The organism is Candidatus Competibacteraceae bacterium, assembly GCA_016713505.1.
GTDB lineage: Bacteria > Pseudomonadota > Gammaproteobacteria > Competibacterales > Competibacteraceae > Competibacter_A.
In genome coordinates, this window is record JADJPA010000001.1 from 39,050 (window position 1) to 50,904 (window position 11,855).

At 50.6% G+C, this 11,855-nt stretch carries 7 protein-coding genes; 2 read left to right on the plus strand and 5 right to left on the minus strand.

Going from position 1 to position 11,855, the window contains the following annotated elements; genetic code table 11:
• Positions 1–22: 22 nt before the first annotated feature.
• From IPK09_00220 to IPK09_00230, 3 genes are read right to left on the minus strand one after another with little or no spacing between them, the layout of a single operon-like run.
• Positions 23–2,245: a DUF4214 domain-containing protein gene (locus IPK09_00220; GenBank protein MBK7982039.1), complete on the minus strand. Its 2,223-nt coding sequence runs from the start codon at positions 2,243–2,245 to the stop codon at positions 23–25.
• An 11-nt stretch (positions 2,246–2,256) separates the two neighbouring features.
• Positions 2,257–3,477 (minus strand): ABC transporter ATP-binding protein, encoded by a 1,221-nt coding sequence (locus tag IPK09_00225; GenBank protein MBK7982040.1) that lies wholly within the window; start codon positions 3,475–3,477, stop codon positions 2,257–2,259.
• Entirely contained in the window at positions 3,477–4,283 is an 807-nt protein-coding gene (locus tag IPK09_00230; GenBank protein ID MBK7982041.1) for an ABC transporter permease, read from the minus strand. Before IPK09_00230 ends, IPK09_00225 begins: the two co-directional genes overlap by 1 nt.
• A gap of 368 nt (positions 4,284–4,651) precedes the next feature.
• Here IPK09_00230 and IPK09_00235 point away from each other — a divergent pair, with 368 nt between their 5' ends.
• Positions 4,652–6,535 carry a hypothetical protein gene (locus IPK09_00235; protein ID MBK7982042.1) on the plus strand — a complete coding sequence of 628 codons (1,884 nt, stop codon included), beginning with the start codon at positions 4,652–4,654 and terminating at the stop codon, positions 6,533–6,535.
• A gap of 17 nt (positions 6,536–6,552) precedes the next feature.
• Positions 6,553–8,580: a DUF4214 domain-containing protein gene (locus tag IPK09_00240; GenBank protein ID MBK7982043.1), complete on the plus strand. Its 2,028-nt coding sequence runs from the start codon at positions 6,553–6,555 to the stop codon at positions 8,578–8,580.
• Positions 8,581–8,609: 29 nt separating this feature from the next.
• On the opposite strand, the gene IPK09_00245 is transcribed toward IPK09_00240, so the two are convergent.
• Positions 8,610–9,386 carry a DUF4214 domain-containing protein gene (locus IPK09_00245; protein MBK7982044.1) on the minus strand — a complete coding sequence of 259 codons (777 nt, stop codon included), beginning with the start codon at positions 9,384–9,386 and terminating at the stop codon, positions 8,610–8,612.
• Between the two features lie 7 nt (positions 9,387–9,393).
• The gene (locus IPK09_00250) at positions 9,394–11,847 is read right to left on the minus strand and encodes a glycosyltransferase family 4 protein (protein ID MBK7982045.1); all 2,454 of its coding nucleotides are present in this window, start codon (positions 11,845–11,847) and stop codon (positions 9,394–9,396) included.
• Positions 11,848–11,855 lie beyond the last annotated feature (8 nt).

Consider the following 11,855-nt stretch of genomic DNA (forward strand, 5'->3'; position numbering starts at 1 on the left):
GGGAGAGGTTATTAGATGTAATTTAAGCTTTGTAGCCAATTACTGCATAATCCGGTGCGGCGAAATAATAGTCATTTGTTATCTGGATCAATGCATTCAATTCTTTCGCACCCAAAAATCCCGGTTCCAAGAAGGCTATGGGATCGCTTAACTCTTGTCGATTCACTCGCTTAATCTCGCATTGAACGAATCCTCGCGCCTCAACCAAAAATAAGCTCATTTCGGGTGGTAGTGGATTACGGTGTGTTGGGTCCATATAGAAATTACAAGCTCCCACTACCAAGTTTTCTGGATTGGGAGTTTCAAAAATGACTACTCCACCCGGCCGCAACACTCGGATTGCTTCGTCTAGTAAGCTGACCAAACTGTTTATTGGTAAATGTTCGATAATATGGAAGCCAGTGATCGCTCCCAACGTGTCGTCTTGTAAGCCGCGCAAATAAACTAGTGCATCTTGCTTGACTACATTCAATTGATCTTCCTGGCATTGTCGTACAAATATATCGTTTAAGTCTACGCCATAGCTCGTGAGCTTATTTTCACGTAGCAGCTCTAACCATTCCCCTCGGCCACAACCAATATCGAGTACGGGCGATTTTTCGAAGCCAGCACCGGAATTGCGAATGATAGTTAAGTATATACTCTGTCGTTCTTTAATGTCCTTTCGAGTTCCTCGAAAATGATCTTCGAAAGTGGCGTACATTGCATCCAGTCGATGGCTTTCTGCATCGGCTAGCATATTTAATTGCTCGGTATCCAAAGGCTTTGGCAACCGCTTGCGCGTTTCTTCTAAAAGCAAACTTAATCGTCGCTGCTGGTCGAGAATCGTGCGTTTGTGATCGCGGAGCTGATTTCGGAGGTCATCAATCAGGCTTTGAACTTGCTGGGTATACTGAACAAGGTCGTCGGTGCTGGCTTTGGCATCGGCGTTTGCTTGTAGTTGGTGTGCAAGATAGATCAAGTCGTCGGTGCTGGCTTTGGCATTGACGTTCGCGTGAAGCTGTTGAGCGAGTTGGGCGAGGTCGTCGGTGCTGGCTTTAGCATTGACGGTCGCGTGAAGCTGCTGAGCGAGTTGGGCGAGGTCGGCAGCACTTGCTTTGGCAGCTATGGTTGCTTGCAGTTGCTGAGCGAGTTGGGTGAGATCGTTGGTATCGGGTTTGGAGTGCAGTAAGGTTTTCAGTTGAGTCAGACTTTCGGCTGAATGGTCAACTACTGTTTTAGTTTGAACGAAGTCTTGAAGGCGTTTCTTTAAGCAGCTTAACTCGCTGTGATTCGTTTTAGTATCAGCGACTAGCTTCAGTTGGGTGAATTCAATAGCCTGACATGTAGCAAGCTGTTGAAAATATCCGACCATCTGTTGAAATTTTTTTATTGCTCGTAAATTGATGGCTTCTAACTTCGACATTCGATTATTAAAAGCATTGTTTTGAATGGTTTGATAATCAGCCTGTTCCTCCAGCGTACGTATACGTCTAATAAGTTTGCGTGAGTTAACCAATAAGCTGACGGCTGAAAGCAAATGGCCTAAAATCGGAATATGATAAGTTAACTGTATTATAAAAGGGAGCAGCAAACCTTTTATCTTTTTATGGGTTAATCGCCCTTCACGGGAATAACGCAGTCTTCCAAGAATGTCTACTTTTGTCAGGCTACCTTGGCTTAATCTTATCGAGTAGTATTGGAGTGCATCAGGGTCAGGCTCTCTGCAGAGCAAAGTCAGGTAGGCATTCTTAACAAAATCTGTATTATGAAATTGCAGGAATTCACTTAACGAGTAAAACGGCTTTTCACCTAAGTAAGAATAGGGTGATGAAAGATTGTCGGTAAATAAGTGCGAAATATCTTCTAAGCAATTTATGCTATTAATCGAAGAGATAACTTGCTTCCATTCAAGTTCTATTGGCGGCAATAGCCCAATTATCTGTGTGGATTTATGCTTGCCTTCTGGTGAATATCGGATCTCTCGAAGAATGTCGATCTTACTGGTTGAGCCGGATGCCAAACGATCTAAAAAAAACTCTAAACCGGTATGATCAGGTTCTCGGTCTAAAAGGCTACGATAAGCCTGGATGAGAAATTCTCTATCATTATTCTGCAATAATGCGTCAAGCGTACTAAGAATTTCACCAGTGCAAGTTGATTTGTTAAAAATGAGAGATTCCTGTTGCTTGCGTCTCGCTATTTCATCGAGAATGTGCTGCATTATGTGTTCGATATCAGTATCGGTGCAGAAGGTTTTATTCATCTTCGAAAAGATCAGTGGCCCCAACGACTTACAATTGGTAGATAGCTGACGCCGATGGCGCAGGGTCCTGGTCCAGGAATTACCTGAAAGACTAATGCTTGATTCCACCAGTCATAGTTATTAGTGACATGTGTTTCTCCGCTATGCAAAGCAAAACTTACGCTGTAATTGCCAGCCCCAAGATTCAAGGCGGGTAAATCGAATTCAACCCAATATTTTTCGCCGGCCCGAGTGTCACGACGGCTTGCGCCTAGATGCCAAGTATTGGTACCGAATATATCATTACCTAATCGATCCCGGATCAATATTCCGACAGTCAACTCGGCGAGTGTTTCGTTGATCTTTACATGCGCCCGAAAACGCACTGGGTCACCGATCCTGATTGCCCTAACACTGCCGCTGGCATCCAGCATGTCCACTTCTTCAATCGTGGCTGCATAGCTGCCGGAGCGAATAACGCTTTTCTGTACATCTGATTCGATTTCACGAATCTGCTGGTCGGCCGTTTTTTTAGCAATGATGGCGTTGTAATAATCCAGAACGTTATCGGGTTCGCCATCACGGATCAAAATTCCTTGATCGAACAGGATGGCTCGATTGCATAAACTCTTTATGGTGCCTGGGCTGTGCGATACGAATAACAGTGTGGTACCTTCGTCGCGAAACTGGCGGATTCTTTCAAAGCTTTTGTGCTGAAAATAGGCATCACCGACGGACAGAGCCTCATCCACAATCAATATTTCCGGTCGTACTGCGGTCGCGACGCTGAAAGCCAAACGCACGACCATGCCGCTAGAATATGTTCGCAACGGCTGGTCGATATAGTCGCCAATTTCGGCGAATGCTTCGATTTCCGGCATCAGCTTGCTGATGTGCGCCCCCGTGAGGCCCAAGATCTGCCCGCTCATATAGGCGTTTTGACGCCCGGTGAATTCGGGATGAAAGCCCATTCCCAATTCCAGCAGGGCTGCAATTCGCCCGCCGAGCTCAACGTGCCCTTCATTTGGGTGCGTGGTGCCGACGATGATCTTTAACAAGGTGCTCTTGCCAGCGCCGTTGTTGCCGACAATTCCTATCGCTTCGCCTGGATGCACTTCGAAGCTGACGCCGCGTAATGCCCAATGTTGTGCGTGACGCTGGCGCGATGGACTCAGCCATTCCAACAATCGCGCTCGGTTGTTAGGGTAGCGTTTGTAGACTTTGCCGAGACTTCTAATCCGTAAATAACCCATTACAACTCATCCACGATCTCGCCCACGCGGGCGAGGAAAATCTTAGCTGCCAGCAGCAACAGGGCCAACGATAGTAGCACGACTGGTACTAACGGCCATCCATCGGGAAAGCGACGTTCGACGAAAATAGTTTGATAAGCATTCACCATCGGCCACATCGGGTTAAGTGCAAATAGTTTTTGAGCCTCTGGTGATAGAATGTTAGGAATGTAGACGATAGGGGTCAGCCAAAACCAGAACTGTAAGATAACACCAGTAAACTGCCCCACGTCTCGAAAGAATACGTTTAAGGTTCCTAAGATGATGCCCAGCCCTAGCGTAAAAGCCAGTTGTAGCGTAATGATCAGTGGAAAGGCTAGCAATAGCGGCCACCCGGGAAGGTTGTCCGTGGCGGCCAGGAATAGAAAAAACAGACCCATCACAATGACGAAGTTCAACAGCGCCGAGAGCACCACGATGACGGGCAGACAAGCCCGCGGCAGTTGCGCTTTTTTGATGAGATTGCTGTTTTCTAGAAAGACCGAATTCAGCCGTGCGAGGACTTCGGCGAACAACGTCCACGGCAACAAGCCCGCGCAGAGGTAAATGCTGTAAGCGAAAGTACTATCCTCGTGACCTGACAGGCGAGCCCCCATAATCTGGGAAAATACCAAAGTGTAAATAATGATCATGGTCAAGGGATTGAGAACCGCCCAGACGCCACCCAACATCGAACCCTGATAGCGGCCCTGAAACTCGCGCTGCACCGCGCCCAACATGAACCCTCTGAATTGCCAGAGGGAGCGAAACATAACCAAGTCTATCATGGCATCATTACGAGATTTTGGTAAAAGCCACTTTGAATTTAAGGCATCTAGCCAGATGGCGGTCAGATGCCCTTAATAATCCATGGCCGTGAGAGAGTGGCCTCTTAAAAAAACATACAATGGCACTGGCTTTTTTGAGGCTATCAAAAGAATGACTTAATTAGCAGTATATTTTGAATTTTCGATGAGCTTACAATGAGCCTATAAAGTCTGAAACGGACTGCCGAAACGTTGTTATAGATAGAATGAATCGGAGGCCTTGCTCAATGCCACTAAGAATTCTGATCATATTGCTTCTGATACTGGCGCGCCCTTCGACCGTTGAGGCGCTAGTACAATGGTCTGTACAAGCTGGTGAAGTTCGAGACATGTATGCAGCGGACAGTGCGGTGGTTTACGCCGCCACTTTTGGCGGGGGGTTGTACAAAAGCAACGACGGAGGATTGAACTGGAGTCGGCTGGCCGCGTTGCCGGCCCGCTATATCCACCGTCTCGCGGGGAGCGGATCCGTGCTCTACGTTGCTTCGACCTCGGGTTTGTACAAAAGTAGCGATGGTGGCGCGAGCTGGAGCCAGCGTTTGTTCGATCCAGTGACCGTGGTGGCCCTCAATCCCTTTAACGCCAATCAAGTGCTAGCGGGCATCAACGGTGCTGGATTGTATCGGAGCACGGACGGCGCCGCAACCTTCATTAACACCGTCGCTGGACTCGATAGCCTAGATTTTGTCGATCTGCTGTTCGATCCTGCCGCCAATACGGGCGTCGCCTACGTTGCGACGCGCAATAATTCCCATAATCCCGCGCTCAATATCGGAGGAGTTTTCAAATCGGCGGATGGTGGTGCGTCATGGGTGAATTGGAACAACGGTTTACCGAATAAATTTGTAACTTCACTAACGGTGGATAGTACAGGGGCATTATTGGCGGGAACAATGGACCCTAGAGACGTGAGCGGCGGCATCTATCGAAAAGTGGGTGACGGAGCTTGGTCTCTGACCCGTAATTTGTTTGGAATCTATACGCTGCGGCGGGATGCTAATAATCTTGCAATAGTCTGGGCGGGCACCCGAGCTGTTGGGGTTTGGCGCTCGCTCGATAATGGCTTGACTTGGCAACAGGCCGTCGATCCTGGCGTCAATCCAGATGTGCTCGGTGGTATCTATGCGCTGACGACGCTGCCGGGTCAGCCTAGGAGAGTATTGGCGGCGGTAAAAGGCTACGGCTTATTTCGCTCCGAGACCGCCCAAGCCACCAATTCTTTACAGATTAGTCCATGGCTTTTTACGGGAAATGGGCTGAAAGCTGATCGCGTTATGGCTTTTACCGGTACTGCGGTAGCCACTAATTTCTTTATGGGTTTAAAGAGTGGTGGTGCTTGGCAAAGCACTAATAGTGGTGGTACGTGGACACCTGTGAATAATGGTTTGAATATCGGCTTTGCGGGAGATCTGATTCGCGGCGTTACCCAGCTATCTGCGAGTGCTAATGACCCGAATTTAATTTATGCCGCGTCTGGTGGTAATGATTTATTGGATGCTGGGCAGCCGCTAAGCTTGTTTCGTTGGAATGGTGCAGCTTGGTCTCAAGTCATGGAGGCGGGTGTGCCGCAATCATTTACCAATCAAGTTGGATTAGCTGTTTCACCTTTTGACAATAATACGGTATTTTACTCGCTTTTCCCCGGTAGCGATCCTAACTATGGGCTATTTCGAAGGCAGGCGAACGGCTTTTGGCAGGTCAGCACCACTTCGAATATCTTGGGATTGAAAATCAACGGTTCGGTAATATCCAGCGTTCTTGCCAACAAGTTCTTTTTAATTTCGTTTGATGATCTGCCTTATTTTAGCAATGATAATGGACTAAGCTGGGTTAGGATAAACGCAAGCACGCCAGGTTTTTCCCGTCTTGAATTTCTGTCGATTGCGGAAAAACCAACGGCTCCCACTATTGTTGTGGCAGCCACCAACAATGGGGTGTATCGCTCGGTCGATGGAGGTGGCTCCTTCTTTCCAGTAACGACTTCGGGATTGCGGCGGCTGGTTTTAAGCAGTTTACAATATTCTGCTGATGGGCGACTATTCGGCGCTGATTACGCTGGTTATTATTATTGCAGTAATGATGATGGAGTCTCTTGGATGACGAAAAATACCCTACCAGCGGCGATCAATCACGTCAAACGCAGCGGTGGTTCTCTTTTTCTGTTGACCGATGGCGCAGGAATTTATCAGGATAACAATCCAACGTGCCCTTAATAAACGAGTGATAGGCTATGGTCAAGTACTTTTTAGCAAGCGGCCTGATAATCGGCTTCTCGTTTGCCGGCCTTACGGCCGAAGCTAATTTTGGTCCGGAAATTAGACTTACAACCGTTCAAGGCCCTTCAGTTTTTCCACGCCTTGCGGCGGCGAATGGGATGCTGCATTCGGCGTGGACTGAATTCGTTTATCCTAATTATGAACCAGAAGTTTATTATATTCGAAGCCCTGACAATGGTATTACATGGACCGCTCCAGTCAATCTTAGCAATGCGGCCGGCCGTAACGATGCATTGCCTTTAATCGCCGTTGCCGGTAACAATGTTTATGTGGCTTGGACCGCTGATCCTGTTAGCGGTGAAGTTTATTTCAGGCGCAGCCCCGACGGTGGTGCAACTTGGCAGCCTCCCCAACAACTCAGTAATTCCAGCAATGGTTATTCGCACGCTACGGATTTATGGGTGGACCGCTTCGGTAACCTGCATTTGGGTTATTACGACAGCCGTAATGTCGGTTATGGCCAGATTTACCATCGGATGAGTTGTGATGGCGGGCAATCGTGGACACCAGAACAAAATGTCACACAAAATGATGGAATTGCTGATAGTGAGTACCCACGGCTCGGACAATTGCCCAGCGGTAATTTGTATTTGATTTTCCGTAGTACCCGCGCGGGCCGGCCACAACAAGGTTGGCCGCCGTCTTCACTCTTTGGAGTGCGATCCGTTGCGCTGGGATGTCCGGGAGGGGCGAGCTGGCTTTATCCCGCTCAAGCGCTGTCGCCTCTTTACCCGGAAGAATATGCCGCCATCTATTCACCCACTTTATTGACCACCAGCGACGGACGTCTGGCCGTAGCGTACTGGGATCGCACGCGGGGCACCAACGTAACCTTCCGGCGCGGAGCGCCCGAAAATCAAGGTTGGGAAGCTCCCATCGCCCTGACTGGATTTTCCCTTAACCAACCGGAAGCAGACAGCAACGCCGAAGGCCTGGCGCCTTCCTTGGCGGAAGCGCCAGGCCTGGGGTTGTATGCCGCTTTCCAACAAACGACCGGTACGGTCGAGGGTTTTGCCACAGGACCCATACTGTATACCAGCAGCAACGATGGCGTTGCTTGGGCGGCCCCCAGTCAAGTGCCGACGCGCGCCGATACCATGCACCCCCAAATGATTTTTCACAAAAATAAGCTGCATTTTGTTTGGGCTGACTTCAGAAATGCGGCGGAGGGGTCTTTTGGTTCGGAAATTTATTATCGCTCTTTCACGGTGGTTGCTTCGACTGCCGCAACAGATCTAATCCGGCATTACTACCAATTTATTCTCGGGCGCAGTCCAGATTCAGGGGGTTTGACCTACTGGCAGGGTGAGACCACTCGTTTGGAAGGGCTGGGGGTGGACACTCAGGAAGCCTTTCGGGTCATGGCGGGCTGGTTTTTTACCAGCGCTGAATATCTTGCTAAGAATACAGATAATAATCAATATGTTATAGAATTATATCGCACTTTTTTCAGCCGCGAACCCGATGGTGGCGGTCTGGCTTATTGGAGCGGCCAACTGGCCGCCGGATTGCCGCGTAGCGTGATTCTCTTTTCTTTTATGTTCTCGCCGGAATTTGGCAGCTACATGAAAGGGTTGCTGGGTGATACCACCAGCCGGGGTGAGGTTTATGCGGTAGTGGATTTTTACCGGGGTTTTCTTAACCGATTGCCGGACAGCAGTGGATTTCAATATTGGTTAGGCCGTTTCCGCGGCGCGCAATGTTCGGGAGCGGCGGCGGTAAACGCCGAAGTCGATACCATTTCGCGCCAGTTTCTGGCCAGCGCTGAATATACTAGCCGCAACCGGAGCAATTCGGATTATGTGGCTGATCTTTACTACGCCTTTTTACGCCGGGGCGGAGATCTGAGCGGTTTTAACCACTGGGTGAACCAATTGAATACGGGTAGCCAAACTCGCGAGCAGGTGCGTGTGGATTTTCTGCGCTCTCCTGAATTCCAAAGTCGGGTCACGCAGATCATCAATCAAGGCTGTTTAAGATAGGTCGCTGCTTATAAAACCGAGATGGTAGTTCAGTGGGATTGGCTATCCGCGGCTGAGTTCTCGATGGAATTCAGCACGCTGGGAGCGGATTGAAGTTGATGGTACTCGGGTGAGCCTTCAATGATCGCCACCACTTGAGCGTACTCCAAATGACCTGCCCGCAACCCGTCCAGAAAAAATGCTTGGCCTTCAGAATCTGGCTCGCGCCTCAGCAGCAAACGGTAGGCGGCTGCAACAAAGTCGCGTGGCTCACTGATTTCAAAAAGCTTCTTTTTCCCTTGTTCAAGGCTGTCAGGAATTAAAGCAGAAATTTTTTTAGCGGATGCATCAAACAGCCAATCGTGCAGAATGGTTATTGTTTCGGGTTGAAAGCCCGCTTGCCTCAGATAGCCTTCCAGTAATAATTGGGTAAAGCTAGTAAGATGAAAGTCGCCGGTATAGGCTTGGGTTCCAAACAAAAAATGCATCAGTTCGGCATGGCGTTCGAAGCTGTTGCTTTGCTGAAATAGCGACGCCAACGCTTCAAGGCTGGGCACCCGTAGATAAAGTCGGCCGCCCACTTGCAACAAGCGGTTCCATTCGCGTAGCGCCTTACTGGTCGAAGTTCGCGGTAGGTGTTCGAGAACGTCTTGGGCGATGATTTCCTCATAGTAACCGCTCGGTAGCATCGTCAGTTCGCAGACGTCGGCGACCAAATCCGGCTTGTGAAATTCATTCAGATCGACGTTGAGATAAGCTTCTCGATGATCGAAACCACAACCCAGGTTCAAGCGACGGGGGAAACGCTGGTGATCGAAGTTGCTCATGGGCGTTTTAAGGACTGTAAGTGGGAGCGATGCCCGACGGAGCGTCTGTCGAGTTGCCGTGGGAGCTGCTGGGCCGAGGGGCATTTTTGATGCTCAGCATGACTTTCTCGGCTATTGCGCGCCAATCGAAATATTCTTCGACATGCTTTCTGGCCGTTTGAGTGATACGAGCCATGTGTTCAGGTTGAGAAAGACAGCTTTCTATAGTGGCGGCCATTGCTTCGATGGGTCGGATCAGAAGGTGGTCTTCGTCTCGCACGTCAAGACCGCGCGCGCCGGTGGCCGTGGAAATCACCGGAATCCCAGCGGCAAAGTAATCTAGCATTTTGAGATTGGTTCCCGATCCGGCCAGCATGGGATTCAAGGCGATATCCGCTAACTCCAGGATGATCTTGCGGCTGGTTTCGGTGATTTCGCCCAACAACCACACATTTTCCGGCTTGAGCATGGGATCGAAAGCATAACCGACGTTACCGACGATCAGAAATATGATTTTTGGCAATGTCGCGGCAATTTTAAAAATCTCGCCGACGGCTTCGATGTTGGGATGATGTCCGCTGCCCATGAACAAAACGAACGGCTGCTTGCCGCCACCCAAGCGTTGTTTAAAACGCTGTCTGGCTATCCCATCGGCATACTGAATTTCGTCACAGTTGGTGCCGTTCGGAGTCACGATAAATTTGTGCGAGGGAATGTCGAACGTATGGGCTAAAACGGAAGCGTCTTCTTTCGAGCAAGTCAAGATGAATTGTGCTGCCCTACAGCAATCGTGCTCCAATTCTCGAACTTGAGCCACCAACGCCGGGCCGTCTTTTTGCGAAGCAAAGACTTGACCTTTGAGTTGAAACTCGATGTCTTGGGCCTCATACCAAATCGGCTTCCCTTCGATTTCCGCCAACGCTGGAAACAAATAGGGATGGCAAGCCACCAGCGCGGTGGCGTCTTGTGCTTCCTTTTGGATGGTGTCGAGCAGCAGCGGCGTAGAGCGATAAAATTGACTGGCGGCAATGTCGGTGATGGGAATGGCAAAACGCTCTTGCAGCTTGGCCTCCCGCCGGGCTTGATCGGGCGTTTTGGGGATCCGAATTTCCCGCAATCCAGGCGCAATTTCGGTATCGGATGCTGGAACGTGCGGATCGGTCAAGGCGATGATGACGATATCGAAGGCGGCGGCCAAATGACGATAGAGATTGTAAACTCGATTTTGACCGCCGTGTCGCGGCGGAAAAATAGAAAAAGTGACGACCACCACCAATTTGCCCGCAGGCGTTCGGGCAGGGCGCGCAACACGGGACTGTGTGCTGGGTTCCGGTAAATCCAGCAACGCATCGGCGACCGCGGCCCAGGTGATTCTTTGCGCGTCCTGGTGGCCTTGGGTACCTAACGATTTAGCGAACGCTGGATTGCTTGCCAGTTGGTTCAAGGCACGGCCCAAGGCTTGTGGGGTGGCTTCCACGACCAAACCGTTTTCGCCGTCGCGCACCAGCTCTGTCGGCCCGCCCGAATCTTGCACGGTCACGACGGCTTTGGCGGCCAGCATGGCTTCCACGGTTACCAGCCCGTAATCTTCTTGATAAGGAACAAAGGGCACCGCCAGCGCGTTTTGATAAAGCCGCGCCAGTTGGGCGTCGCTTTGAAAGCCTAACAGGTTGATGCGTGGGTCGTCCTTGGCCAATGCGTTCAACCGGTTCTCCTCTGGCCCGACGCCGGCGATCAAAAGCTTGATGTCGGTCTTGACGTGGCGCATGGCCTCGATGAGCAGACCGACGCGCTTGGGACCATCCAGGCGGCTGACCGTGAAGAAGTATTGAAAATCATGACCCGGAGCCACCGCCAGATTGCTGGGCGGATGGGCGACCGCTACTTCGGTATTTTTCGGGAAGTAATCCTCACGCCGCGCCACGGTGTGAGCGATGCTCGCATAGCGGACGATCCGGCTCGGGTCCAGCGCGACGTTATCCAAAAAATGCACCACCGCGCGGCTGATGGGTCCAGGGAAGCTGAGAACGGCTTTGGCGTCTCCCTCCACAGCGGCGATGTCTTCCAGCCGGCCAAACAGTTCGGGCAAGATTTCCCGCTGTCCGGGGTTGCTGTCCAACAGGGCCAACACCTGTTGTATGGCGCTCGGATAGCTCGATCGGGCCGCCAGCGCGGAGCCCGGATACGCATCGTAAAGCCCCCGCAAACGATGGAGCATGTAACAGACGTGACGGGGATGCTCGATCATCCACGCCGGATATTTGCCGGTGATGACCAGATCGAAGCCGTCCAGGCGGAGTAGGCTGAACCGCTGGTAGCTGTCCATCAGCGACCAGAAATCCGCTTCCGGGCTGGGAAGCTTGATGATATCGGCCTGATGGACGGTGTTCTCGTTGAGGTGGCGTACCAGACCCCACCAGAGTTTTTCAGCGCCTCCCACAATAAAGGGTTGCGGGCAAGGAGCGACAACGGCGATTTTCATGCTTATCG

Coding starts and splice junctions, on each gene's coding strand:
- IPK09_00220 (MBK7982039.1), bottom strand. CDS start 2,245: ATGAATAAAACCTTCTGCACCGATACTGATATCGAACACATAATGCAG.
- IPK09_00225 (MBK7982040.1), bottom strand. CDS start 3,477: ATGGGTTATTTACGGATTAGAAGTCTCGGCAAAGTCTACAAACGCTAC.
- IPK09_00230 (MBK7982041.1), bottom strand. CDS start 4,283: ATGATAGACTTGGTTATGTTTCGCTCCCTCTGGCAATTCAGAGGGTTC.
- IPK09_00235 (MBK7982042.1), top strand. CDS start 4,652: ATGTATGCAGCGGACAGTGCGGTGGTTTACGCCGCCACTTTTGGCGGG.
- IPK09_00240 (MBK7982043.1), top strand. CDS start 6,553: ATGGTCAAGTACTTTTTAGCAAGCGGCCTGATAATCGGCTTCTCGTTT.
- IPK09_00245 (MBK7982044.1), bottom strand. CDS start 9,386: ATGAGCAACTTCGATCACCAGCGTTTCCCCCGTCGCTTGAACCTGGGT.
- IPK09_00250 (MBK7982045.1), bottom strand. CDS start 11,847: ATGAAAATCGCCGTTGTCGCTCCTTGCCCGCAACCCTTTATTGTGGGA.